This window comes from Jiangella alkaliphila, from assembly GCF_900105925.1.
GTDB classification, from domain to species: domain Bacteria; phylum Actinomycetota; class Actinomycetes; order Jiangellales; family Jiangellaceae; genus Jiangella; species Jiangella alkaliphila.
The window spans coordinates 7,530,110-7,554,582 of record NZ_LT629791.1 but is presented as its reverse complement, the minus strand read 5'-3'; the positions used below and the strand labels follow the sequence as shown (position 1 = coordinate 7,554,582).

Below are 24,473 nucleotides of genomic sequence, written 5' to 3'. Positions count from 1 at the left end.
TGGGACTCCCACCGTCGACCGTCCCCGGGAGTCGCCATGGAGCTGCTGACCGCGCGTGAGATCAAGGCCGAACTTCGCCGGCGGACGGCGGTCCTGGCCGCGCCACCCCGTCCGCACACACCGACCGGCGGCGTCGCCGTCGGCGTCTGCGTCGTCGGCCCCGCCAGGTACGGGGTGGCTGTGCGGACGTTCGGGCCGTCCGAGCTGGCCGACGAGGTCATCGCCGCCGGCCGCGAACTGGCCGGTGACGAGTGCGACATCCGCGACGTCGGCGTGGTGCGGGCGCAGCAGTGGGAGCCCGGCGAGCTGCAGGGCCGCCACCGGCCGCTGCGGCCGGGGCTGTCCGTGGCGCACCTCGACGTGACGGCGGGCACGATCGGCGGGTTCGTCGTCGACGACTCCGGCGCGGTGCTGGTGCTGTCGAACAACCACGTGCTGGCCGACTCCGACCGCGGCGCCGCCGGTGACGTCGTCGTCCAGCCGGGTCCGGCCGACGGCGGTGCGGCGGCCGCCGACCGCATCGGCGTCCTCGACGGCGCCGTCGCCCTCGACGAGGTGGCGCCCAACCTCGTCGACGCCGCCACCGCCCGCCTCGACGACGGCGTCGAGATCTCGGCGGAGTACCCGGGCGGAGCGCTGACCGGCTGGGTCGCCGTCACCGACGACATCGCTGTCGAGAAGGCCGGCCGCACCACCGGCGTCACCCAGGGCCGGGTCAGCGCCATCGAGATCGACGGCATCAGCGTCCAGTACCCGTCCGGCGTGCTCGACTTCGACGACCAGCTCGAGGTCACCGGCACCGGCTCGTCCGGCTTCTCCGCCGGCGGCGACAGCGGCTCGCTGGTCTACCGGCCCGACACCCGCGAGGCGATCGGCCTGCTCTTCGCCGGCAGCGACACCGGCGGCCCGAACGGCCAGGGACTCACCTACTGCAACCCGATCGGCACGGTGCTGGAGCGGCTCGGCGTGCGGCTCGCGTGAGCGTCACGAGACACCAGCGGCACACCTGCCGCACCGTCATCCCGCCAGCCTAAGGGCGCGCCGGAAGTGCGATGATCCCACCATGGCAGCACCCGAACCCTTCGACGCCGTCGACGTCATCCGGACCAAGCGCGACCGCGGCGAGCTGTCCGACGGGCAGATCGACTGGGTCGTCGACGCGTACACGCGCGGCGTCGTGGCCGACGAGCAGATGTCGGCGCTGGCGATGGCGATCCTGCTCAACGGCATGGCCCGGCGAGAGGTCGCCCGCTGGACCGACGCGATGATCCGCACCGGCCGGCGCATGGACTGGTCCGCCGTCGAGCGACGCACCACCGACAAGCACTCCACCGGCGGCGTCGGCGACAAGATCACCCTGCCGCTGGCGCCGGCGGTCGCGGCGTGCGGCGCCGCCGTGCCGCAGTTGTCCGGCCGCGGCCTCGGCCACACCGGCGGCACGCTGGACAAGCTCGAGTCGATCCCGGGCTGGCGGGCGTCGCTGTCGGCCGAGGAGATGCTCGACGTGCTGCGCAGCGCCGGTGCCGTCGTGTGCGCCGCCGGCGACGACCTCGCGCCCGCGGACAAGAAGCTGTACGCGTTGCGCGACGTCACCGGCACCGTCGAGGCGATCCCGCTGATCGCGTCGTCGATCATGAGCAAGAAGATCGCCGAGGGCACCGGCGCGCTGGTCCTCGACGTCAAGGTCGGGTCGGGCGCGTTCATGAAGGACGCCGAGTCCGCGCGCGAGCTGGCCGAGACGATGGTCGCGCTCGGCACCGACGCCGGCGTGCGCACCGTCGCGCTGCTCACGAACATGGAGACGCCGCTCGGGCTGACCGCCGGCAACGCGCTGGAGGTGCGCGAGTCGGTCGAGGTGCTCGACGGCGGCGGGCCCGAGGACGTCGTCGAGCTGACGGTCACACTCGCCCGCGAGATGCTGGCCGCGGCCGGGCTCGACGGCGGCAAGGACCCGGCCGACGCGCTGAAGGACGGGTCGGCGATGGACGTCTGGCGGCGGATGATCGCGGCCCAGGGCGGCGACCCGGACGCGCCGCTGCCGGTCGCGCGCGAGACGCACGCCGTCCTCGCGCCCGCGGCCGGCCTGCTGACCAGGCTCGACGCGTACCAGGTCGGCGTCGCGGCCTGGCGGCTCGGGGCCGGCCGGGCGCGCAAGGACGAGTCCGTGCAGGCGGGTGCGGGCGTGGAGCTGCACGCCAAGCCGGGCGCCGTCGTCCGTGCCGGCGAGCCGCTGCTGACGCTGCACACCGACGAGCCGCTCCGGTTCGACCGCGCGCTCGATGCCCTCGACGGCGCGTACCTCATCGCGCCCGCGGGCGGCCGGCCGGACCTGCCGCCGCTGGTCATCGACCGCGTCGGCTGACGCGTCTACGCTCGGGTCATGGTCAGACTGATCGACGCGCCGGCGCGCATCCCGGTGCCCGGCGGCAAGGTCATCGACGAGTACGTCGGTCGCGTCGCGACCCAGAACGGCGCGGTCTCGGTGGCCCGCATGCAGGCGCCGCCCGGCTGGGACGAGCCCGCGCAGACGCCGGAGTTCGACGAGATCACGCTGGTGCTGAGCGGCAGCGTCGTCGTCGAGCACGACGGCGGCAGCACCACGGCCGCCGCCGGGCAGGCGCTGTTCACGGCGGCCGGCGAGCGGGTCCGGTACACAGCCGGCCCCGACGGCGCGGAGTACGTCGCGGTCTGCCTGCCGGCGTTCGCGCCCGACCTCGCGCGCCGGGCGGACTGACCGTTCGCCGCGCTTTGCAATGAGCACCAATACGCACCGCTCCGGCGGCCACGCCTGGTGGTGCGTATCCGTGCTCATTGCAAGGAGGGCCCCAGCTGTACCAGTACAGTTGCGGGCATGGCAGCCGAGCAGGTGATCGCCGGCCGCACGTCGCGGGCCATCGCCGACAGCGTCGAGGCGGCCATCGAGGGCGGACGGCTGGCCGAGTCCGAGCCGCTGCCGTCGGTCCGCGGCCTCGCGGCGCGCCTCGGCGTCAGCCCGACGACGGTGTCCGCCGCCTACCGCGACCTGCGGTTGCGCGGCGTCGTCACCAGCGAGGCGGGCCGGGTCACGCGGGTCGGCGTCCGGCCGGTCAGCCGGGCGCAGCAGTACGGCCCGGTCGGGCCCGGCGTCCGCGACCTCAGCGACGGCAACCCGGACCCCGAGCTGCTGCCCGACGCCGGCGCCGCGCTTCGTGAGCTGGAGCTGCCGCCGTTCCTCTACGGCGCGCCGGCGGTGCTGCCTGAGCTGGCCGAGATCGCCCTGGACCAGTTCGGCGACCTCCCGGCCGGGCTGCGGGCGAGTGCCGGGCCGGTCGCCGTCGTCGGCGGGGCGATGGACGGCGTCGAGCGGGTGCTGGCCAGCCGGGCCCGGCCCAACGACCGCGTCGCCGTCGAGGACCCCGGCTATCCGGGCGTGCTGGAGCTGGTCCGGTCGATGGGCATGGTCCCGGTCGGGGTGGCCATCGACGACGCCGGGCCGGTGCCGTCGTCGCTGGCGGACGCACTGGCCGGCGGGCCGGTCGCGTTCGTCGTCACGCCGCGGGCGCAGAACCCCACCGGCGCCGCCGTCGACGCGGCTCGGGCACGCGAGCTGCGCGCCGTCCTCACCGGCCACCCGGACGTACTGGTGGTCGAGGACGACCACGCGTCGCTGATCGCCGGCGCGCCGTACGTCTCCATCTGCGCCGGCCGCCGGTCGTGGGCGGTCGTGCGCACCACCAGCAAGGTGCTCGGGCCGGACCTGCGCACCGGCTTCCTGCTCGCCGACGCGCGCACCGCCCGCCGGGTGGCCGAACGGCAGCTGGTCGGGGCCGGCTGGGTCAGCCACGTGCTGCAGCACCTGGTCGTCCGGCTCTGGTCCGACGACGACGTCAGCGCCCGCATGCGCCGCGCCGCCGGCCTGTACCGCGACCGCCGCGAGACGCTGCTGGACCGGCTGGCCGAGCGGGGCATCGCGGCGCGCGGCCGGTCCGGGCTGAACGTCTGGGTGCCGGTGCCGCACGAGGTCCCCGTCGTGCAGGCGCTGCAGGCTCGCGGCTGGGCCGTCCGCGCCGGCGAGCCGCACCGCACGCACAGCGAGCCGTTCGTCCGCATCACGACGGCGACGCTGGCCGCCGCCGAGGCGGACCGGCTGGCCGCCGACGTCGCCGCGGTGCTCGGCCGGTCGCGGCGGACCCGGCTCGCGTGACCGCTCGCCGTTCCGCCAGGCGTTAGCAATGAGCACCTATGCGCACCGGTGCGTATAGGTGCTCATTGCAAAGGGGGTCGCTCAGCCGACGGCGCCGAGGCCGAGGAAATCGGTCATCAGCGCGGCGACCTCGCGGTCGCGGCCGTGCGCGCTGGCGGCCAGCGACGCGGCGACCCGGCGCTGGGTGTCGGCCGGCTTGTTCTGGCTGAGCTTGAACGTGCTGCGGACGTCCGCGGCGGCGAGCTCGAACGCGACGATGCCGGCCAGCAGCTTGTCGACGTACCCGAGCGACGGCGTCGGGTCCCAGGCAGTGCCGGCGTACGCCTCGGTCGCGTCGATGCTGGCGCGGACGATCGCCAGCGCCTCGTCCGGGTCGTCGACGACCCGCAGCGGCCCGCTGACGTGCACGGCCGCGTAGTTCCACGTCGGGACGTTCGGCCGGTCGCCGTCGTACCAGGTCGGCGAGACGTAGCCGTCCGGGCCGAGGAACACCGCCAGCGCCTCGTCCGCCTCGCGCAGCGCCGCGCTCTGCGGGTTCACCTTCGCCAGGTGGCCCACGATCGCGCCGCCGAGCAGCGGCTCGCCGTCGGCCGGCGGGCGTCCGTCCGTGCCGGGGCGGCGCAGCATCGGCACGTGCGTGGCCACCGGAGCGCCGGCCCCGGCGCCGCCGCAGACGATGAGACCGAACGGGTTCTCGCGGACCAGCCGGCCCTCGCGGTCCGGGGAGTCGGCGCGGAAGTGCCGGGGCGTGTGCATCGAGGCTCCAAAACGGTGTCTGCCGACCGCAAGGTGTGACGTCAGTCGGCAAGAATACTGTACTGGTACGGTTGCAGCGACCGTAACGTAACAGTCGCCGAACTGCCACACTGTGCCCGCGACGACGAGACGTGGAGGTGCGGTGGAGCTCGACCTGCTGGTGACCGGCGCCCGGATCGTGACCATGGACCCCGCGCGGCCGGCCGCCTCGCGGCTGGGCGTCTGGCGGGGCCGCATCGCCGGGCTGGACGAGGAGGTCGACGGGCTGCGGGCGCGGCGGACGGTCGATCTCGGCGGCGCGACCGTCCTGCCCGGGTTCGTCGACGCGCACAGCCACCTGGCGTGGACCGGCATGGCCGCCCGCATGGCCGACCTGTCGCAGTGCCGCACCCGCGACGCCGTCCTCGACGCCGTCGGCCGGGCCGCCGCGGCCGTCCCCGGCGACGGCTGGGTCGACCTCGCCGGCTACGACCAGCGCTCGCTCGGCGGCCACCTGACCCGCGACGACCTCGAGTCCGTCGCGCCCGGCCGCCGGCTCTACGTCAGGCACATCTCCGGGCACGCCTGCCTGGTCTCCGACGCCGTCCTGGCCACCGTCACCGGCGACGAGCTGGCCGCGGCCGGTCCGGGCGTCGTCCGCGACGCGAGCGGCCGGCCGACCGGGCTGTTGGAGGAGGGCGCGATGGCCGTCGCCCGCGCCCGCCGGCTGCCGTACACGCTGGACGAGATCGTCACCGCCGTCGAGACGGCCGGGCGCGAATGCCTGGCGCAGGGCATCACGACGGTCGCCGAGGCCGGCATCGTCACCGACCTCGCCGGGTCGTCGCCGGTTGAGCTGGCCGCCTACCAGGTCGCCCGGGAGCAGGGCCGGCTGCCGGTCCGCGTCCAGACGATGATCCCGGCGGCGATGCTGCGCCCGTCCGGCGCGGCGGTCGGCGACGGCATCGCGCGCGCGATCGACCTCGGCCTGCGCACCGGACTCGGCGACGACCGGCTGTCGATCGGGGCGCTGAAGCTCTGGCTGGACGGCGGCATGATGGCGCGCACGGCCGCGCTGACATCGCCGTACCTGACGCCGGACGGCACCGGCGGCAGCGGCACCGGCGGCAGCGGCCAGCTCGCCTTCGGCGACGACGAGCTGGCGGCGCTGATCCTGGACGCGCACCGGGCCGGCTGGCAGCTGGCCATCCACGCCATCGGCGACGCCGCGGTCGACCAGGCGATCGCCGTCGTCACCGCGGCGCAGGCGGCGCACCCGCGGCCCGATGTCCGGCACCGGGTCGAGCACTGCGGACTGGTCCGGCCCGAGCAGCTGCCGCGGCTCGCGGCGGCCGGGCTGACCGCCGTCGTACAGCCGACGTTCCTGGACGCCTTCGGCGACGACTACACGGCGATCATGGGACCCGAGCGCAGCGGCTGGATGTACCGCGGCCGGTCGTTCCTCGACCACGGCATCCCGGTCGCCGGCAGCTCCGACCGGCCGGTGGCCGACGGCGCGCCGCTGCGGGCGGTGCGGTTCATGGTCGAGCGGACCAGCTCCGGCGGCGCCCCCGTCGGCGCGGAGGAGGCGCTCACCGTCGACGAGGCGCTGGCCGCCTACACGACCGGCAGCGCCTACGCGTGCCGCGTCGACGACGTCGCCGGCAGCCTCGCCGCGGGGAAGCTCGCCGACCTCGTCGTGCTCGGCGCCGACCCGCGCGACGTCGCGCCGGCGGACATCGCGGCCGTCCCCGTGGTCGCGACGGTGCTCGGCGGCGACGTCGTGCACGGGTCCATCTGAGGTCCGCTCCGGGTACCCCTTACGGGAGAGCCCCTACGCCCAGCGGCGTAGACGGCGGCTCGGCTCCAGGACCGATGTGCGGGCCGCGTCGGGCTGGGACCGTTGACTCATGGTGTTCAGGACGCTGGCGGCGGGCTCGTTCCTCGTCGGCACGACCCCGGCGCCGGCCGACCTCGGCGCCGAGCCGGCGGAGTCGCCGTCGTCGCCGGGACCGGCCGACAACGAGCGCGAGCCGGACGCCGTCGCGGGGACGCGGCGTACCGGCTGCTGAACGGGGACGACGGAAGCGCCGGGCTCGCGGGGGACGAGCCCGGCGCTCCCGCCGGTCTGTGGTGTATTCAGTCTCTGCTCGGCTCCAGCCGCGCGCCCAGCGCCTTCGCGCCGATCACCATGACCGCCGCGGCCAGGATGATGTCCTTGAACACGTACTGCGCCTCGAGCGTCGGCGTCCCGTCCGGGAACATGTCGCCGAAGAACAGCACCAGCGGCGACATCATCCCCGCCAGCGCCCCGGCCAGGACGACCAGGCCGGTCCGCAGGAAGATGCCGGTGATCAGCGTCAGCCCGATGAAGGTCTCCATGACGGCGGTCAGTGTCACCGCTGCCTGGCCGTTCACCAGGCCCAGCGTCAAGGCGTCGACGGTGCGCATGACCAGCGGTTCCGCCGGGCTCGCGCCGGGGAAGAACTTGAGGACGCCGAACGCCAGGACCACGACGCCGAGGCTGATCTGCAGGGCCTGGATCCCGTGTGCCGCGAGCCACCGGGCGGCGACGGCGACCGGGTCGCGGCGGGCGGGAACTCCGGTGCTCTGACGTGCGGGGGCTGTGGTGGACATGATCTACCATCCTTCGTAGAGAGGGGTCCGCGGCTTGGGACTGTCCTTCTCGGCGGACCGCCGGAGTTGCCGCTCCGGCGGTCCTTCACCGACTCCGTTGGGAGTGGCTTCACGCTACGAAGGCGTGGTGTGCGGGCACGTCGGCTTGTGGGCGTATCTCCCGTCTACGTAGGGCGACGTACGGGGCGCGACGCGTCACCCAGGGGAGGTGCCGTCCGCGCGCGCCAAGCGACCGGGGGACCCGGGCGCTGCCTACGCCCAGATCCCCCGGCCATTCCCCGCGATCCCCGTCGTGCGGGTTCTGGAGGCGTTCCGCCGGCTGCGGCGGAGCACCCGAACGCCCCAATGTCAGATCAGCCGAACGGCCGACTGGACAATCGGGCTTTTCTCCACTTCCCCCGAGAATTGCACCCGTGTGATTGTTCCGTTCCCCGAAACGCGGGAACAATCCGGACGAATCACCCGCACGTTCGAATGGCGCCGCTACCGTCATTTCAGTCCGCCGCCGCGTCGGGGAAGACCGCCGGAAGGCGGCCGGCCGCGCCGTCGGGAGCGAGCGGGACGATGCGCCGCCCCTCGCGGCGGATGGGGCGCGCCTCCCACGCGTGGTCGGCGGCGTTCCAGGTCAGGACGTACTCCTTGTCGCGGTGCAGCATCGGCCTCAACTTTCCGAAACCTTCCCCAGCCCCCTGTTTCCCTGAAGTGCTGTGATCCCCCGGAAAGCCGCGGCGGGTTGCCGGGCTCGGGGTGGTCTGCCCGGCAACCCGCCTCAAGTCACGGCATCCATGAACGGTGTCGAATCGGGAGAAAGGCACCGGCCATGACTCGTGTTTCGATCATTTCGCCGGAATTGGGTGATCAGTAGGGCATCGAGGTGGGATCATCGGGGGAGGCGAGTGGGGATGGTTCGGGATTCTCCGGATCACCTGACAGCAATACGCCGAGAATGACATTATGTTCCTCCCCACGTATGTGGAGACATCGTGCGCGAACCGAACGAGCACCTTCGACTGGCCCGCGAGAGAACGCCGTCGGCTGAGGTCCCGGGTACCGCGATGTCCCGCCAGGAGCTGGCCGACCGCGTCAACGCCTACCTCTTCGAGCGCACCGGCCGGCTGCACGAGCTCGACGACAACTACGTCGGCAAGCTCGAGCGCGGCATCATCCGCTGGCCGCAGGCCACGTACCGCGAGGCCCTCCGGGCCGTTCTCGGCGTCGCGAGCGACCGCGACCTCGGCTTCGTCAACACCCGACGGCTGCAGGCCGCGCCGGTCGTCCACCTGGCGCCCGCGCCCCGGCAGCTGCTGGCCGACGCGCATCCGCCGCATCCGGGGGCCGCTCTCGAACCGGTGGGCGGTGAGCCGGACGTGAAACGGCAGGAGTTCCTCCGGGCCGCCTTCGTCGGGGTCGGCGGCCTGCTGGCGTCGCCGTCCACGCTGCTGGACCTGCTGGCGCCGTTGCGGCCCAGCGACGCGCCGAAGCGGGTCGGGCGCAGCGAGATCGAGCAGGTCCGCGGCGCCGCCGACCTGCTGGTCAGCTGGGGGCACAGCCACGGCGGCGCCGGGGTGCGCGAGGCCGCGAACGCCCAGCTGCGCTGGTTCGGCCAGCTGCTCGGCGCCCAGGCGACGCCCGAGGTGCGGGTCGAGCTGCACGAGGCGGTCGGCCTGCTCGGTCACGCCACCGCGCACATGGCCTTCGACGCGTGCGCCTACGACGACGCGCGGCAGATCTTCAAGTTCGCGCTGGCGTGCTCCGAGGAGGTCGGCAGCTGGCACCTGCGGGCGAAGGTGCTGTCGTCGCTGGCCCGGCAGGAGATCTGGCGCGGCGAGGCCGACCTCGGGCTGACGTACGCCGAGCTGGCGCTGGTACGCGCCGACCGGCTGACCGCCACCGAGCAGGCCATGCTGCACACCGCCCGCGCCCGCGCGCTGGCCAAGCTCGGCCGCTACCAGGACACCCTGCGCGCCGTCGGCCAGGCCGACGAGGCGTACGCGCACACCGAGCCGGCCGGCGACCCGCCGTGGATGGGCTACTACGACGCTGCGCAGCACGCCGGCGACACCGGTCACGCGCTGTTCGACCTGACGGTTCAGGGTCACCGCACCGAGGCCGCGCCCCGCCTGCGCACCGCCGTCGACGGCCACACCGCCGGCTACGTGCGCTCGCGGGCCATGTCGCAGACGAAGCTCGCGTCGCTCACGATGGCCGTCGGCGACCCCGACGACGCCGCCCGCATCGGCCTGGCCGCCGTCGCCGACGCCGGGGGGCTGCACTCCCGCCGCGCGGCGATGGACCTCGCCGAACTGCGCACCTACTCCGGCCGGCACGCCGGCGTCCCCGAGGTGGCCGAGCTACGGCACCGGCTCACCACCGCATTGGCGTCGTGACGTCCGACGACACCCACCGCGTTCTGCACCACGCCTGCCGACGCATCGGACTCGACCCGTCGCCGGCCCAGCTGATCCGCCGTGCCGAGAACTCCATCTACCGGCTGCCCGGCCAGGTCGTCGCCCGGGTCGGCCGGTCCGGCCAGACCGCCGCGGCCGGCAACGAGGTCCGCGTCGCCCGCTGGCTGGAGCGGTCCGGGCTGGCCGCCGTCCGCGTCCTGCCCGGCGTCGAGCAGCCGGTCGACGTCGACGGCATCCCCGTCACGTTCTGGCGGGCGCTGCCGCCGCACCAGGAGGCCGCCCACCGGCAGCTGGCGGGCGTCCTGCGGCGGCTGCACGCGCTGGACCCGCCGGGCGAGTTCGCGCTGCCGGAGCTGGCGCCGTTCGTGCGGGTCCGCGACCGGATCGAGGCGGCGCCGACGGTGTCCGCGGCGGACCGCCGGTGGCTGCTGGGGTACCTCGCCGACCTCGAGGCCCGGCACGCCGAGCTGCCGGACGGCCTTGCGGCCAGAGCCGTGCACGGCGACGCCTGGACGGGCAATGTGGTGTCCGACGATGACGGCACCGTCTGGCTGCTGGACCTGGAGCGGTTCGCCTTCGGCCCGCCGGAGTGGGACCTGGTGTCGACGGCGGTCCGCCTGACGTCGTTCGGGACGCTCGACGCCGCCGGGTACGCCGACTTCTGCGCCGCGTACGGCTACGACGTCACCGGCTGGGCCGGCTACGAGACGCTGCGCGACATCCGCGAGCTGCGCGCCTGCTCGTACATGTTGCAGCACGCCGGCCGCAGCGACGCGGCGCGGGCCGAGGCGGAGCTGCGGGTCGCCTGCCTGCGCGGCGTCTCCGGCGACCGGCCGTGGCGGTGGCGGCGGGTGTTCTGAGGCGCTGGAGTCCCGCTGACGACGGTCAGGACCACGGGGTCACCGGACGCGGCCGCGGCTTGCCGTCGACGGTGACGTCGACCCGCTCGTCGAAGAAGGTGATGCGGTTCTTCACCTCCACGCCGTCGGACAGCGGCTCCTCGTAGCTCCACGCGAGGTTCCGGCGCAGCTCCCCGTTCACCTGCGCCGACCAGTACCTGGCATGGCCCTTGTACGCACACCAGCTGCGGGTGTCGCTGGGGACCAGCAGGTCCATGCGCACGTCCTCGCGCGGGACGTAGCTGCGTGTGGGCAGGTGCGTCTCGAACAGCAGCTTCGCCCGCGTGGAGTCGGCCAGCACGACACCGTCGACGGAGACCGTGACGTGCCGGCTGGAGGAGCGCACGTCGATGCGCTTGAACGGGTCGCGCGCGTGGGCGAAGACCTCGTCGTCCTCCTCGAGCCACTGGTCGAAGGCCGACCAGTCGAGGCACACGTAGCCGGCGAGGTCGGGGTCGGCGGGCCGGAAGCCGGCGCCGTCGAGCAGCACCGAACCGCGGCGCAGCGACACCGGCTCGCCCTCGGTCGAGCGGACGGAGAACGGCGTGCGCGGGTCGAGGACGCCGCCGATGTCGGCATTGACGGCGACGGCGTGCGCTTCGGCCTGGGGGGCGGGCCCGGCCGGCAGCAGCTCGGCGTCGAGGTCGGTCTCCGGCACCGCGTAGCCGGGCACGATGCGCCGCGGCTCCCAGACGACCATGGCGGACGCGGTGTCGGCCCAGGTCTCGCCGCCGACGACGGCACGGATCCGTTTTGGGGTCGGCTCGTAGCGCAGCTCGGGCAGGACGCCCATGACCAGGCTGCTCATCCTGATGCCCATGGCTCACTATCCGCGCGCGAGAATGGGCACGTCAACGACGGAGGGGTGAACGTGGCGGCGAAGCTGACCGAGCAGGTGTCGACGGCGGCGGTGCTGGGCGCGCTGGGGGGCGCGGCGCTCGGGGCCGGACGGGACCGGCGTGCGGCCGGGCTGGGGGCGGTCGCGGGCGCCGCGGTCCTCGCCGCGTCGGAGTACGTGGCCCGGCGCCGGCAGCGGCCGGACGAGATCCCGGCGCTGCCGCATCGCATCCTGGCCAGCGGCGCCGTCGCCGCACCGCTGGGCTGGGCGGCCGGCGCGCTGACCCGCCAGTCTGCGGCACGGGTCGCGCTGGCGGCCGGCGGCGTGGCCGGCGGGCTCGGCGTCCGTCCGCAGAAGGTGCTGCTCGGCCCGGCCGTCGGGCTCGCGGTGCGCCCGGTCATCGCGGGCAGCACGCCGGCGCGGGCCGCCGCGCTCACCGTCGTCGCCTACCGGCTGGCCGCGGCCGCGCTGTTCCGCGACCCGCAGGTGTCGCTGCTGGCCGAGCGGGCCGCGCCGGCCGACCTGCCGTTCGTGGTGCCGCTGGCGGCGCAGGGCCGGTACGTCGGAACCGACTTCGTGCGGGCGCTGGCCGAGCAGCTGGACGGCGAGTACACCCGCGACGCCGCCGACGTCGGCATCGTCGCGTCGCTGGACGAGCTGGCCGGCGGCGACTTCTACCCGGCCGCCGTCGACCCGCTGGTGCGTGAGTTCTACGAGCACACGACCCGGTTCGCGCTCGACATCGTGCCCGAGTGGCGGGCCTGGGTGCGCCCGGGCTACCTGCTGTACCGGACGGCGCTGGCCCGCCCGCTCGGCCAGGCCAACGTGCCGATGAACCAGCGCCAGGCGCAACGCGGCGTCGTCAGCCGCATCGACACCGTCGACCAGCCCGACGGCGCCAGAGTCCGCGGCTGGATCCGCTCCTACGCCGACGACGACGAGCCGATCTACGTCGGTATCTACACGACCTACCGCCGCGACGGCCGCGGCTGGGTCAGCGTCGGCTTCCCGCTGCCCGGTGGCAGCTTCACCGCGACGCTCGAGCCGCGGCTGCGCCCGGGCGGCGGGCTGACGCTGACCAGCCACGGCGCGGCGGCCGACGCCGGGCACTACCTCTCCGTCGTCGACCCGGACACCGGTGAGCTGACGACGCTCGCGGTGCCCGGGTTCGGCGAGGAGCTGCAGGTCTGGGCCGACGGCGGCGAGCTGCGCGCCGACCACGCGTTCACGCTGTTCGGGCTGCCGTTCCTGGTGCTGCGCTACACCATCCGCCGCAAGCCGCACGCCGTCCCATGATCATGTTCCCTCGCGGTCGCTCAGGCGCCGCGAGGGGACATGATCATGGGATCCCGGTCAGCGGGTGAAGCGCAGCCGCGACACGACGCCGGCGTGGTCGGATGGCCAGAAGCCGGTCGGCACGGTGCGGTCGGCCTCCTCGTCGCCGATGATCTCGGTCGTGACGGCGCGGACGCCGGCGCCGGCGAGGACGTAGTCGATGCGGCTGCGCAGCCGGTTCTCGTCCAGCAGCGTCGCGGACTGGCCCGCGGTGAAGCCGGTGGCCGGGTCGCCGCCGGTGGCCAGCCAGGCGTCGGTGAGCCCGGTACCGGTGAGGATGCCGTACGCACCCGCGGTGTCGGCCGGCCGCGAGTTCAGGTCGCCGACCAGCACGGTGCGCAGCGGCGACGTGTCCAGCAGCCCGGCCAGCTCCGTCGCCTGCGCGTTGCGGATGGCGGCCGGCCCGGACGCCTCCAGGTGCGTGTTGGCGAACCGGAACGACGCGCCGAGCAGCCGGACGTCGACCGTGGACCAGCCGCGGGGTGACTGGAACGTCAGGCCGGGGATCGCCGTCGGGATCTCCAGGACCGCGCCGTACGTGCCCGACTGCGGGTTCGTCACGCGCAGCAGCGGGCGGGGGAGGTCGGCGCGGACGATGATGACGTCGCGGTCGCGGAACCGGGCCTGCTCGGTCGCCGAGATCGGCAGCGTCCCATCGAAGTTCCAGTTCGTCGCGACGGCGCGGTACGGGTGGCCGCGCTCGGCCAGCTCGTCCAGCAGCAGGTCGAGGAAGTCGTACGTGACCTGCAGCTTGCCGCCGAGCGGGCCCTTCTCCCAGAGCGCGACCTCCTGCAGGCCGACCACCTCGGGGTCGTGTCCGGCGATCTGGTCGGCGATCGCGCCGGCCCGCTCCGGGAAGTTCGTGGCCTCGACGCCGGCGTAGACCTCGCCGGCCAGCCGGACCAGCTCCTGCGGGTTCGTCGCGGTGAACAGCGGATCGAGCGTGGCGCCCAGGTAGACGTTGTAGGTGGCGACGTCGGCGGAGAACAGCGGGGGCAGGTCTTGCGCGCCGCGAGCGGCGTCGTCAGAGGCGGCGGCCGGCGCCAGCGAGAACGCGGTGGCGGCCGCGAGCGCGGTGACGAGCGCGGCGCGGCGGGTGATCCGGGGCATGGTGATCCTTCCGTGTGACCGGTGTCACTCGGGAGGACGCCTGGCACCGTGCCGAGGTTGCCTCAGGCGGGTCGCCGGCCGGTGCTGCGTGTTTCCGCAACGCTCACACACCCGCCGGGGGTGAGTGCGACGCAGAGTCGTCGGGGCTGTCATAGTCGCGTCATGACACGAAGGATGACGATCGCGGCCGCCGTGCTGGCCGCGCTGTTCACTTTGTCCGCATGTGGTGACGACACGGGCGGCGAGGACGGGTCGAGCCCGTCGGCCGGGACCGAGGACCAGACCGAGGACCAGACCGAGGACCAGACCGAGGACCAGACCGAGGACCAGACCGAGGACCAGATCGGTGGCGCCGAGGACGGTTCCGGCGACGCCAGTGAGTTGACGGGGGCCACGGTGGTCCCGGCTGATCAGAGCGACATCACTCCCGAGCAGGTCTGCGCGGCGATCCCCGTCGCCGAACTGCCGGTCCCGGTCGACGAGCTGAAACCCTTCGACGACCCCTCGCTGGTCGAATGCATGATCGACCGCACCGACAACTTGGACATCACCACCTCGGTGATCTTCTCGGCCGACACCGAGGTCGGTGGTGACGGAACCACCATCGACGGTCGTGATGCCAGTGTCATGGAGGCGCCCGGTGTTGGCTGCCTGGTGGAGTTCAGCCGAGGCGACGACTCGGTCAGCGTGGAACTGGCGACGGTCGAGTCCGCCGGCGCTGAGGGCATGTGTGACACCGCTCAGGCGATCGCCGAGGCTGTCGCGCCGTACTTCCCGGAGGACTGAGCCCGACGCTCGGCCCGGCGGTGAAGACGACCGCGTGCGCCCGCCCGAGAACCGCGAGGTAGTCGCATGCTTCGACGCCACATCGCTAGGCGCTGTGGTCGTCGGTGTCGTAGTCCGCCAGGATGCGCCACCGTCCTTCGCTCTTCCGCGAGAATGTGTGGAAGTGGCCGTGGAAGGTCTTTGTCTCACCGGTGGCGCGGATTGCGGTCAGCCCGTACACGCCTTGTTCGCTGGCGAGACCGGCGTTGACGAGACGCTCCGTGAATCGGAAGTCGATCGTGACTCGGTCGCCGCTGGCGGACAGGTCGGCGAACCATTGTCTGGTCGTGGCGGCGTATTCGGCGAAGGACTGCACCTGCTTGGTCGGACCGCCAGCGCGGATGAGTTCCGGGTCGTGCAGAGCCAGGAATCGCTCCGCGTCGCCTGTTCCGAAGGCGTGGCGATACGCGCGCCAGATGTCATGGTCCAGTTCATCGAGCACAGCAGTGAGGGTCATGTCGGGCCTCCGTAGTCGAGTGGTGGGAGATGCGAACGACGCACCACGACGGGAGGAGCGCGAACCGACCTAACGGGCAGCGGCAGACCTTTGACCGGAAATCACACAAATGATCGTGGTCAGGAGGGCGCGGCTTGTCAAACTGACCGGATGTGCCACACCGCAAGCGGCTGTTGATCTCGCCGTGTCGCTGCTTGCTGGCGCAGGCCGATCAATGCGGATAAGCCGGCGACGACGAGCAGTGCGGCATGCGGGTTGAGCAGCCAGCCGAGGTCCCATACGCCGATCAGGGCTCCCGTTGGCCGACCAGCCCGGCCGCCTGCCGCGCGATCTCCAGCTCCTCGTCGGTCGGGACGACCAGGACGGTGACGTCGGCCTCGTCGGGGGAGATGACCTGGGCGCGGCTGGCGGCGAAGGAGTTGCGGACGTGGTCGACCTCGACGCCGAGGTGGCGCAGGCCGGCCAGCGAGTGCGACCGCACCCACGAGTCGTTCTCGCCGACCCCGGCGGTGAACACGATGGCGTGCGTCGGCGCGAGCACCGCGAGGTAGGCGCCCACGTAGTGCCTGATCCGGTAGCAGTACAGCTCCCGCGCCAGCTGGGCCGCGGCGTCGCCGGCCTTGGCCAGGCGGTGCACCTCGCGCAGGTCGTTCGCGCCGGCCAGCCCGAGCAGCCCGCTGGACCGGTTGACCAGCCGGTCCAGCTCGTCGACGGAGAGCCCGGCCTCGCGGTGCAGGTAGAACAGCGCGCCCGGGTCGAGGTCGCCGGTCCGGGTGCCCATGACCAGGCCCTCCAGCGGCGTCAACCCCATGGACGTGTCGACGGAGCGGCCGCCGCGCACGGCCGTCGCCGACGCGCCGTTGCCGAGGTGCAGGACGACGAGGTTGGTGTCGGCCGGGTCGCGGTCCAGCAGCCGGGCCGCCTCGCGGCTGACGTAGGACACCGAGGTGCCGTGGAAGCCGTAGCGGCGCACGCCGTACCGGCCGGCGAGGTCGCGGTCGAGCGCGTACGTGTACGCGACCGGCGGCAGCGTCTGGTGGAACGCGGTGTCGAAGACGGCGACGTGCGGGACGTCGGGCAGCTCGCGCCGGGCCAGCCGCAGCGCCGTCAGCCCGGGCGGGTTGTGCAGCGGCGCCAGCGGCGCGAGCTCCTCGATGGCCCGCTCGACGTCGTCGTCGACCACGGTCGGCTCGGCGAACCGGTCGCCGCCGTGCACGATGCGGTGCCCGACGGCGGCCAGCCCGAGCTGGTCGAGCGGCCCGCACTCGGCCTCCAGCTCGGCGATGACCTGGCGCAGCGCGGCCGCGTGGTCCGCGACGCCGTCGTCCTCGCCGATCCGCTCGACGATGCCCTTGGCGAGGCGGGCCGGGCCGGCCGGATCGATCAGCTGGTACTTGATGGACGACGATCCGCAGTTGAGCACGAGGACGGTCATCGGGGGAGTCCGTTCCTGTCGGAGGGTGCCGTTACTGTGCGGCCTGTAGAGGGCCGTGCATACTGGCGACGACTGGGGGCCGGAGGCTCCCACGAGTCGTCGGTCCGGGCCGTGAGGTGACCGGAGCGAAGGAGTCCTCGTGCACGGGCCGAGACGTGAGGAATGTTGATGACCAACCGCCTGCAGGTCGGAATGAGCTTCGACCGATCCTTCCCGCCCGCCTTCGTCACCGAGGCCGCCCGTGTGCTCGAAGCAGGCGGCGCCCAGCAGCTCTGGGTCATCGAGGACTGCTTCTACACCGCCGGCCCGAGCCTGGCTGCCGCGGCGCTGACGGTCACCGAGCAGCTGACGGTCGGTGTCGGCATCCTGCCGGCGGTGGCCCGCACCGCGCCCGTCACGGCCATGGAGATCGCGACGCTGTGCGGGCTCGGCCCCGGCCGGGTGCTGCCCGGCATCGGCCATGGTGTGCAGTCGTGGATGGCGCAGATGGGCGTGCGGCCGGTCTCGCCGCTGACGGCGCTGGAAGAGGTCCTGGTCGCGGTCACGCGGCTGCTGGCCGGCGACGAGGTCACCAGCCACGGCCACTACGTCGACCTCGACGCCGTCCGGCTCGAGCACCCGCCGGCCGACCCGCCGCCGCTGCTGGCCGGCGTGTTCGGGCCGAAGTCGCTGGCGCTGGCCGGCCGGGTGGCCGGTGGGCTGGTGCTGGCCGAGCCGGCCAGCCCGTCGTACGTGCGCTGGTCGCTCGAGCAGGCCGGCCGCACGCCCGGCGACCCCGGCTTCCATCTCGCGGTGTTCGGCGTCCTCTGCGTGAAGAAGGACCGCGCCGAGGCCTACCGCACCATGGCGCCGTGGCTGGCGGGGCAGCTCGAGCAGCCGCGCACGCCGTACACCTCGCTGCCGTTCTTCGACGACCTCGCCGCCCGTTTCGCCGCGAAGGGCGTCGATGGCCTCGCGACCATGCCGTCGGAGTGGTGGACCGAGCTCGCGCCGGTCGGCACGCTCGACGACGCCGCCGCGCACCTGCAGGCGCTCGAGGACGCCGGCGTGCAGAGCATCGGCATGTTCCCCATCCGCGACGTCGAGGTCGCGCGCACGCAGCTGGCCGACGTCGTCGCGCTGGCCACCCGCTAGCGCGGTCACGACGCCTCCGCCGACTGCGCCTGGATCGCGGTGATCGCGATCGTGTTGACGATGTCGCGGACCAGCGCGCCGCGCGACAGGTCGTTCACCGGCTTGCGCAGGCCCTGCAGCACCGGGCCGACGGCGATGGCGCCGGCGCTGCGCTGCACGGCCTTGTAGGTGTTGTTGCCGGTGTTGAGGTCCGGGAACACGAACACCGTCGCGCGGCCGGCCACCTCGCTGCCGGGCAGCTTGGCCCTGGCGACGCTGGCGTCCACCGCGGCGTCGTACTGGATCGGGCCCTCCACGTCGAGGTCGGTCCGCCGCTCGCGGACCAGCGACGTCGCCGTCCGCACCTTGTCGACGTCGGTGCCGGTGCCGGACGTGCCGGTCGAGTACGACAGCATCGCGATGCGCGGCGCCACGCCGAACTGCGCCGCCGTCTCCGCCGACGAGATCGCGATGTCGGCCAGCTGCTCGGCGGTCGGGTCGGGGTTGACGGCGCAGTCGCCGTAGACGAGCACACGGTCGCGCAGGCACATGAAGAACACGCTGGACACGATCGAAACCGCAGTCCCTTTTCCCTTGTGGGACTCGCCGCGGCTTTGAACCTCGCGGTCGGCGGCGGCACTCGCCAGCGTCTTGATCACCTCGAACGCCGGCCTGATGGTGTGCGCCGTCGTGTGCGCGGCGCCGGACACCATGCCGTCGGCGAGGCCGAGCTGCACCATCATCGTGCCGAAGTAGGAGACGTCGGCGACCTGGTCCCAGGCGGCCTCCTGCGTGACGCCGCGGTGGGCGCGCAGCCGGGCGTACTCGTGCGCGAACCGCCCGCGCAGCTCGCTCTCCCGCGGGTCGACGACCTGGGCGGCGCCGATGTCGACGCCGATGCGGTCGGCGGCGGCCGCGACGTCGGACGGCGGGCCGAGCAGCGTGAGGTCGGCGATGCCGCGGCGCAGCACGGTGTCGGCGGCGCGCAGGATCCGCTCCTCGGTGCCCTCGGGCAGCACGATGTGGCGTAGCGACGCGCGGGCGCGGTCGACGAGGTCGTGCTCGAACATCAGCGGCGTGACGACGTCGCTGCGGGTGACGTCGAGGCGGTCGAGCAGGTCGTCGGCGTCGACGTGCCGGTCGAACAGCGCCAGCGCGGTCTGCACCTTGCGGGTGGCGTCGTAGGTCAGCCGGCCACGCACCGCGGCCAGCGCGGTCGCCGTCCCGAACGTGTCGCCCGGCGCGGTCGCGATCGGCAGCCCGACGTCGAGGCCGTCCATCAGCCGGACGATCTGCGGCGGCAGCTCGAACCCGCCGTTCAGCACGACGCCGGCCAGGGTCGGGAGCGTCTTCGACGCGTGCGCGGCCAGCACGCCGAGCAGGACGTCGCTGCGGTCGGCCGGGGTGATGACGACGGCGTCGTCGAACAGCCGGTCCAGCACGTGCGGCAGCGTCATGCCGGCGACGACCAGCCCGCCGACCTCGCGGCCCAGCCGCGACGGGTCACCGCGGAACAGCTCGCCGCCGGCGGCCGCGACGAGATCGCCCATCGTCGGCGCGGACAGCAACGGCTCCTCGGGCAGCGCGTAGGCCGGGCCGAGACCGCTCAGCGCCTCGCGGGCGGCGTCCAGCGCGTCCGGCGGCACCCGGTTGGCCACCAGCGCGGCGACCGTGCCGTAGTTCGCGGTCAGCTCGGCGGTGGCCAGCTCGGCGACGGCGCGCAGGTCGGCCGGCGACCGGTCGTGCCCGTTGAGCACCAGCACCACCGGTGCGCCCAGGTTCGCCGCCACCCGCGCGTTGAAGGAGAACTCCGTCGGGCTGTCGACGTCGGTGTAGTCGCTGCCGACCACCACGACGGCCTCGCACTGGGCCGCCACGGTGCGGTACCGGTCGAGGATGGTGCTCATGGCGGCGTCGGGGTCGGCGTGCACGTCCTCGTAGGTGACGCCCGCGCACACGTCGTACGGCAGGTCGACGCCGTCGTGCTCGAGCAGCAGTTCCAGCACGTAGTCGGACTGGGCGCCGGCGCGGACGACCGGACGGAACACGCCGACCCGGCCCAGCCGCCGGGTGAGTGCCTCCAGCGCGCCGAGCGCAACCGTCGACTTCCCGGTCTCGCCCGTCACCGATGCGACGTAGACGCTGCGAACCACCCCGAGAGGCTATATCGGGGTGGGGCCGGTCAGCTTGCCACCGCGCCGCGTTTCGGTGGCTCCTCGCCGTCGGATTCCGACTTCGTGAAGACGGAGAAGGTGCCGTCGGCCTCCAGCACCATGAGGTCGACGGCGGCGAGGTCGCGGACGCCGTGTTCGCGCGCCGCCGCGAGCACGTCGTCGACCGGCAGCCGTTCGAACCGCAGCACCGCGTCGTCGACGTGGCCGTCCTTGACCAGGATGGTCGGCTCGCCCTCGAGCAGCCGCCGCGACCGCCGGAAGCGCCAGCTCAGCCACGACAGCAGGACCGAGAGCAGCGCGAACGTCGCGACCGCGAGCGTGCCGCCGGTGAGCGACAGGTCGTCCTGCAGGACGGTCTGGCTGATCAGGTCGCCGAGCGTCACCAGCAGGATCAGCTCGAACGCGGACAGCTGCGTCACCTGCCGCTTGCCCGACACCCGCAGCACGAACCACAGCAGGACGAACACGACCGTGGCGCGGATGACGATGTCCATCAGGGCAGCACCGCCATCCGGAACGTCGCCTCGGCCAGCACCGCGCCGCCGGAGTCGACGACGGCGACGGCGTACCGCCGCAGGCTGGGCAGCTGGCCGGGTGCCGTCCGGGCGTCCAGCAACACGTGCAGCTCGTCACCGCGCGGCGGGGTGAACTCGTACTCCACCCGGTCCGGGCCGACGCTCTCGCCGTCGGCGTTCGGCGACCAGTTGTTGAAGTCCAGCCGGTCGAGCAGGCCACGGCTCACCGACACCGTGACCGGGCCGTCGAACCCGCCGGTCCGCTCGACGGTGATCTCCAGCGGGACGGGGAGGCCGGGCCGGGTGATCTGGCCGTGCCGGACGCTGAGCTCGTACCCGCCGCCGGACGCCGTCGTCGTCGCCGCTCGCGGGCCCAGCGCGCCGGCGAGCGCGGCCAGCACCAGGGCGATGAGCGCCACGATGCCGACGCGCCGCAGGTTCCGGCCGCGGCGGGCGGCGACGGCGTCGCGGGTGCTCGGCAGCGTCGCGAGATGCTGGCTCACATCGGGCATGTACCCAGCGGCGATGTACGCAACCGGAGCGGTAGGTTCGGACCATGCGACCGACCGACGCCGAGATCCTGGCCGCGCCGAAGGTGCTGCTGCACGACCACCTCGACGGCGGGCTGCGGCCGGCCACCGTCCTCGAGCTGGCCGCGGAGATCGGGCACGAGCTGCCGGCCGCCGACGAGCCCGGCCTGCGGCGGTGGTTCACCGAGGCCGCCGACTCCGGGTCGCTGGAGCGGTACCTGACGACGTTCGAGCACACCGTCGCGGTCATGCAGACGCGCGACGCGCTGGTCCGGGTGGCCGCCGAGTGCGCCGAGGACCTCGCCGCCGACGGCGTCGTCTACGCCGAGGTGCGGTACGCGCCCGAGCAGCACCTCAGCGGCGGCCTGTCGCTCGACGACGTGGTCGCGGCGGTCGAGGAGGGATTCCGGCTGGGTGAGTCGCGGGCGGCCGCGGCGGGCCGGCCGATCCGCGTCGCGACGCTGCTCACGGCCATGCGGCACGCGGCCCGGTCCCGCGAGATCGCCGAGCTCGCCGTCGCGAACCGCGAGGCCGGCGTCGTCGGCTTCGACATCGCCGGCGCCGAGGCGGGCTTCCCACCCACCCGCCACCTCGACGCGTTCGAGTACCTGCGCCGCGAGAACGCGCACTTCACCATCCACGCCGGCGAGGCGTTCGGGCTGCCGTCCATCTGGGAGGCGCTGCAGTGGTGCGGCGCGGACCGCCTGGGCCACGGCGTGCGCATCATCGACGACGTCGCGGTGGGCGCCGACGGCGCGGTGACGCTCGGGCGGCTGGCGGCGTACGTCCGCGACAAGCGGATCCCGCTGGAGCTGTGCCCGTCGTCGAACATCCAGACCGGCGCGGCGGGCTCGATCGCCGAGCACCCGATCGAGCTGCTCGCGCGGCTGCGGTTCCGGGTCACCGTCAACACCGACAACCGGCTGATGAGCGGGACCTCGATGTCCCGCGAGTTCGCGCTGCTGGCCGACGCGTTCGGCTACGACCTGCCCGACTTCCAGTGGTTCACGGTCAATGCGCTCAAGAGCGCGTTCATCCCGTTCGACCAGCGGCTCGCGCTGATCAACGACGTCGTCAAGCCCGGGTACACCGCGCTGGGTGCCCAGCGGGCGTTCGACCAGGTCCGCGCCGCCGGGACGGAACGGCTCAGTCCTCGCTCGGCATGATCAGCCAGAGCGCCAGGTAGACCAGGATCTGCGGGCCGGGCAGCAGGCAGGACAGGATGAAGAGCAGCCGCACGGTGCGGGTCTTCATGCCGAACCGCCGGGCCAGGCCGGCGCAGACACCGCCGATCATGCGGTTGCCGGTCGGGCGGACCAGACCGCCCCGGGCCTCGGGGTAATAGCTGCTTGTGCTCATACCTCAACGGTAGGCGCGCGGGCCTGCCGGCGGCGTCCGTCTCGCGGATGGTCCGTCCCGGAGTCGGCAGGTCAGGGCATCCCGGAGGGCGCATCGGCGGCATCCCTGATGGCGTTGCGAGCGTCCTCCGCGTCGGCCGGCCGGGCGCCGAGGCCGAGCTGCCGGTCGACGATCGCCTGCTCGGTCCGCATCAGCTCGCGGCCGCGGCGCAGCAGCGTCAGCGGCGGCTTGCGGTGCTCGGCGAGGTCGCGGGTGAGCCGGCGCAGGAAGTTCTTCCACGGCTTGCGGCGCAGCACGATCGCGTCGGCCAGGATGCCCCTCGCCCGGCACGCGTCGACGATGTCGGCCGCGAACAACCCCTCGGCCACGAACACCGGCACGTCACCGACGGTGAACAGCTCCGTGCCGACGGTGCGGTCGTGCGCGATGTCGTAGACCGGGATCTGCGCGCTGCCCGTGCGGCACAGCTGCACCAGCGTGTCGACGGCCCGCTCGGCGTCCCACGCGCGCGGGTCGTCCCAGTCGACGATGCCCAGCTCCGGATGGCGCGGCATGTCCGGGTCGTCGCCGTCGCGGTAGAAGTGGTCGAGGTTGAGCACCGGCAGGCCGCTCTCGCGGGCCAGCCGGGACTTGCCGCTGCCCGACGGGCCGGCGAGAAGGACGACACGATGCACGGGCGCACAGTCTGTCACGACCGGCGCCGGCCGCTTCAGGTCAGTGGAGCGTGGGCCGGTAGATGAGCTCCTGGGTGCGGCCGTCGAGGGTGCGGGTCTCGATCAGCTCGAGGTCGAAGTCGGCTGCGCCCTGGAAGATCGGCTCCTCACCGCTCCGGCCCGTGATGACGGGGAACAGCGTCACCTGGACGACGTCGACCAGGCCGGCCGCCATCAGCGCCCGGTTCAGCGACAGGCTGCCGTGCGAGCGCAACGGCACGTCGGACTGCTCCTTGAGCCGGGCCACGACGTCGACGGCGTCGCCGGTCTCGAGCGTCGCGTCCGGCCAGTCGAGGGGTCCTTCCAGGGTGCTCGACACCACCGTGGTCGGCAGGTTCCGCATCCGGGTCACCCACGGGTCGCGGACGTCGTCGCCCTCGGAGCTCTCGGCCAGCATCCGCGCGAACGCCCGGTACGTGGTGGCCCCGAAGACGATCCGCTGCTCCTCGCCGTACAGGGAGAGGCGGTGGTCGAGCAGCTCCGGGCCCTGTTTGCCCCAGTAGCCGCCCCAGTCGGCGCCGGCGGCGACGGAGCCGAACCCGTCGAGGCTGCAAAAGACGTCGAAGGTGTAGGTCGCGCTCATGGTGTTCTCCCGTGGTCGGGGGCGCCCTCGTGGTGCGCCGCTCACCTCTTCTACGTACGCGGCTACCCCGATCCGACACCGCGGCGCGGACTTTTCTCAGCGGACGATCCGGTAGCGGATGTGGGTGGCCTCCGGCGTGTCGACCACCTGGACGATCTCCAGCCGCGAACGGGTGGACATACCCTAGGGGGGTAATGTATGAATGTACGCAGACGCCGATACCGCACCGGGGTACCGTGTACGGGACGGGGTTGGCGTCGACGCGAGGAGGACACATGACCGAGACACCCGATGAGGACCACGGCCACCACGGCTACATCCACCGCAAGGACGACTACCTCAAGCGGCTCACCCGCATCGAGGGTCAGGCGCGGGGGCTGCAGCGGATGGTCGCCGAGGAGAAGTACTGCATCGACATCCTCACGCAGGTCTCGGCCATGACGAAGGCGCTGGAGTCGGTCGCGCTCGGGCTGCTCGAGGAGCACCTGGCGCACTGCGTCGTCGAGGCGGCTCGGCAGGGCGGTCCCGAGGCCGACGCCAAGGTCAAGGAGGCGTCCGACGCCATCGCCAGGTTGGTCCGGTCCTGACTCGCGAGTCCACGCAGCACTGTTCCGCACAGCCACG

Annotated in this window: 26 protein-coding genes; 13 read left to right on the top strand and 13 right to left on the bottom strand. The window is 73.3% G+C overall.

The window, feature by feature from the left end:
- Positions 1-36 precede the first annotated feature (36 nt).
- From BLV05_RS34615 to BLV05_RS34600, 4 genes are all read left to right on the top strand, one after another.
- Positions 37-981: a chymotrypsin family serine protease gene (locus BLV05_RS34615; protein WP_046768946.1), complete on the top strand. Its 945-nt coding sequence runs from the start codon at positions 37-39 to the stop codon at positions 979-981.
- Between the two features lie 82 nt (positions 982-1,063).
- Positions 1,064-2,362: a thymidine phosphorylase gene (locus tag BLV05_RS34610; RefSeq protein ID WP_046768945.1), complete on the top strand. Its 1,299-nt coding sequence runs from the start codon at positions 1,064-1,066 to the stop codon at positions 2,360-2,362.
- 18 nt (positions 2,363-2,380) lie between these two features.
- Positions 2,381-2,734: a cupin domain-containing protein gene (locus tag BLV05_RS34605; protein ID WP_046768944.1), complete on the top strand. Its 354-nt coding sequence runs from the start codon at positions 2,381-2,383 to the stop codon at positions 2,732-2,734.
- Between the two features lie 117 nt (positions 2,735-2,851).
- Positions 2,852-4,183 carry an aminotransferase class I/II-fold pyridoxal phosphate-dependent enzyme gene (locus BLV05_RS34600; RefSeq protein WP_046768943.1) on the top strand — a complete coding sequence of 444 codons (1,332 nt, stop codon included), beginning with the start codon at positions 2,852-2,854 and terminating at the stop codon, positions 4,181-4,183.
- An 81-nt stretch (positions 4,184-4,264) separates the two neighbouring features.
- Here BLV05_RS34600 and BLV05_RS34595 read toward each other — a convergent pair whose 3' ends face one another.
- Entirely contained in the window at positions 4,265-4,939 is a 675-nt protein-coding gene (locus BLV05_RS34595; protein ID WP_052762486.1) for an FMN-binding negative transcriptional regulator, read from the bottom strand.
- A 184-nt stretch (positions 4,940-5,123) separates the two neighbouring features.
- On the opposite strand from BLV05_RS34595, the gene BLV05_RS34590 reads away from it, so the two are divergent.
- Both BLV05_RS34590 and BLV05_RS36375 read left to right on the top strand, forming a co-directional pair.
- Complete coding sequence (locus BLV05_RS34590) at positions 5,124-6,719, top strand: amidohydrolase (protein ID WP_046769023.1); 1,596 nt, start codon at positions 5,124-5,126, stop codon at positions 6,717-6,719.
- Between the two features lie 109 nt (positions 6,720-6,828).
- Positions 6,829-6,990, top strand: coding sequence for a hypothetical protein (locus BLV05_RS36375; protein WP_157524378.1), 162 nt, complete (start codon positions 6,829-6,831; stop codon positions 6,988-6,990).
- 67 nt (positions 6,991-7,057) lie between these two features.
- Here BLV05_RS36375 and BLV05_RS34585 read toward each other — a convergent pair whose 3' ends face one another.
- Together BLV05_RS34585 and BLV05_RS36370 are read right to left on the bottom strand one after the other, a co-directional pair.
- Positions 7,058-7,555, bottom strand: a complete 498-nt coding sequence (locus BLV05_RS34585; RefSeq protein ID WP_046768942.1) for a hypothetical protein — start codon at positions 7,553-7,555, stop codon at positions 7,058-7,060.
- A gap of 494 nt (positions 7,556-8,049) precedes the next feature.
- Complete coding sequence (locus tag BLV05_RS36370) at positions 8,050-8,211, bottom strand: hypothetical protein (protein WP_157524376.1); 162 nt, start codon at positions 8,209-8,211, stop codon at positions 8,050-8,052.
- Between the two features lie 327 nt (positions 8,212-8,538).
- Here BLV05_RS36370 and BLV05_RS34580 point away from each other — a divergent pair, with 327 nt between their 5' ends.
- Complete coding sequence (locus tag BLV05_RS34580) at positions 8,539-9,942, top strand: hypothetical protein (protein WP_197683471.1); 1,404 nt, start codon at positions 8,539-8,541, stop codon at positions 9,940-9,942.
- Positions 9,939-10,823 carry a phosphotransferase enzyme family protein gene (locus BLV05_RS34575; RefSeq protein WP_046768940.1) on the top strand — a complete coding sequence of 295 codons (885 nt, stop codon included), beginning with the start codon at positions 9,939-9,941 and terminating at the stop codon, positions 10,821-10,823. The genes BLV05_RS34580 and BLV05_RS34575 overlap by 4 nt, the downstream gene beginning before the upstream one ends.
- Before the next feature lie 25 nt (positions 10,824-10,848).
- On the opposite strand, the gene BLV05_RS34570 is transcribed toward BLV05_RS34575, so the two are convergent.
- Positions 10,849-11,682 carry a DUF427 domain-containing protein gene (locus BLV05_RS34570; RefSeq protein ID WP_046768939.1) on the bottom strand — a complete coding sequence of 278 codons (834 nt, stop codon included), beginning with the start codon at positions 11,680-11,682 and terminating at the stop codon, positions 10,849-10,851.
- A gap of 51 nt (positions 11,683-11,733) precedes the next feature.
- Between BLV05_RS34570 and BLV05_RS34565 the strand changes: the two genes are divergently transcribed.
- Entirely contained in the window at positions 11,734-12,996 is a 1,263-nt protein-coding gene (locus tag BLV05_RS34565; protein ID WP_046769022.1) for a hypothetical protein, read from the top strand.
- Positions 12,997-13,053: 57 nt separating this feature from the next.
- On the opposite strand, the gene BLV05_RS34560 is transcribed toward BLV05_RS34565, so the two are convergent.
- Complete coding sequence (locus BLV05_RS34560; RefSeq protein ID WP_052762485.1) at positions 13,054-14,145, bottom strand: endonuclease/exonuclease/phosphatase family protein; 1,092 nt, start codon at positions 14,143-14,145, stop codon at positions 13,054-13,056.
- A 120-nt stretch (positions 14,146-14,265) separates the two neighbouring features.
- Between BLV05_RS34560 and BLV05_RS34555 the strand changes: the two genes are divergently transcribed.
- Positions 14,266-14,931, top strand: coding sequence for a hypothetical protein (locus BLV05_RS34555; RefSeq protein WP_157524374.1), 666 nt, complete (start codon positions 14,266-14,268; stop codon positions 14,929-14,931).
- 85 nt (positions 14,932-15,016) lie between these two features.
- On the opposite strand, the gene BLV05_RS34550 is transcribed toward BLV05_RS34555, so the two are convergent.
- Positions 15,017-15,427 carry a YybH family protein gene (locus BLV05_RS34550; RefSeq protein WP_046768937.1) on the bottom strand — a complete coding sequence of 137 codons (411 nt, stop codon included), beginning with the start codon at positions 15,425-15,427 and terminating at the stop codon, positions 15,017-15,019.
- Positions 15,428-15,713: 286 nt separating this feature from the next.
- Entirely contained in the window at positions 15,714-16,862 is a 1,149-nt protein-coding gene (locus tag BLV05_RS34545; protein ID WP_046768936.1) for an acetate/propionate family kinase, read from the bottom strand.
- Positions 16,863-17,030: 168 nt separating this feature from the next.
- On the opposite strand from BLV05_RS34545, the gene BLV05_RS34540 reads away from it, so the two are divergent.
- Positions 17,031-17,996, top strand: a complete 966-nt coding sequence (locus BLV05_RS34540) for an LLM class flavin-dependent oxidoreductase (protein ID WP_046768935.1) — start codon at positions 17,031-17,033, stop codon at positions 17,994-17,996.
- Positions 17,997-18,001: 5 nt separating this feature from the next.
- Here the strand turns inward: BLV05_RS34540 and pta are convergent, their stop codons facing one another.
- The 3 genes from pta to BLV05_RS34525 are packed head-to-tail and all read right to left on the bottom strand — an operon-like array spanning position 18,002 to position 21,167.
- The gene (pta, locus tag BLV05_RS34535; protein ID WP_046768934.1) at positions 18,002-20,128 is read right to left on the bottom strand and encodes a phosphate acetyltransferase; all 2,127 of its coding nucleotides are present in this window, start codon (positions 20,126-20,128) and stop codon (positions 18,002-18,004) included.
- 29 nt (positions 20,129-20,157) lie between these two features.
- Positions 20,158-20,643: a DUF421 domain-containing protein gene (locus tag BLV05_RS34530; RefSeq protein WP_046768933.1), complete on the bottom strand. Its 486-nt coding sequence runs from the start codon at positions 20,641-20,643 to the stop codon at positions 20,158-20,160.
- Positions 20,643-21,167 (bottom strand): hypothetical protein, encoded by a 525-nt coding sequence (locus tag BLV05_RS34525; RefSeq protein WP_052762484.1) that lies wholly within the window; start codon positions 21,165-21,167, stop codon positions 20,643-20,645. The genes BLV05_RS34530 and BLV05_RS34525 overlap by 1 nt, the downstream gene beginning before the upstream one ends.
- A gap of 53 nt (positions 21,168-21,220) precedes the next feature.
- Here BLV05_RS34525 and BLV05_RS34520 point away from each other — a divergent pair, with 53 nt between their 5' ends.
- Entirely contained in the window at positions 21,221-22,360 is a 1,140-nt protein-coding gene (locus BLV05_RS34520; RefSeq protein ID WP_046768932.1) for an adenosine deaminase, read from the top strand.
- Here the strand turns inward: BLV05_RS34520 and BLV05_RS34515 are convergent.
- The 3 genes from BLV05_RS34515 to BLV05_RS34505 all read right to left on the bottom strand — a co-directional run bounded on the left by BLV05_RS34515 (position 22,341) and on the right by BLV05_RS34505 (position 23,849).
- Entirely contained in the window at positions 22,341-22,553 is a 213-nt protein-coding gene (locus tag BLV05_RS34515) for a PspC domain-containing protein (protein ID WP_046768931.1), read from the bottom strand. The genes BLV05_RS34520 and BLV05_RS34515 overlap by 20 nt on opposite strands.
- 71 nt (positions 22,554-22,624) lie before the next feature.
- A complete protein-coding gene (locus BLV05_RS34510) occupies positions 22,625-23,227 on the bottom strand; it encodes a uridine kinase family protein (RefSeq protein WP_046768930.1) in 603 nt (200 codons plus the stop codon).
- A 40-nt stretch (positions 23,228-23,267) separates the two neighbouring features.
- Positions 23,268-23,849, bottom strand: a complete 582-nt coding sequence (locus tag BLV05_RS34505) for a dihydrofolate reductase family protein (protein ID WP_046768929.1) — start codon at positions 23,847-23,849, stop codon at positions 23,268-23,270.
- A gap of 275 nt (positions 23,850-24,124) precedes the next feature.
- Between BLV05_RS34505 and BLV05_RS34500 the strand changes: the two genes are divergently transcribed.
- Positions 24,125-24,436 carry a metal-sensitive transcriptional regulator gene (locus tag BLV05_RS34500; protein ID WP_046768928.1) on the top strand — a complete coding sequence of 104 codons (312 nt, stop codon included), beginning with the start codon at positions 24,125-24,127 and terminating at the stop codon, positions 24,434-24,436.
- Positions 24,437-24,473 lie beyond the last annotated feature (37 nt).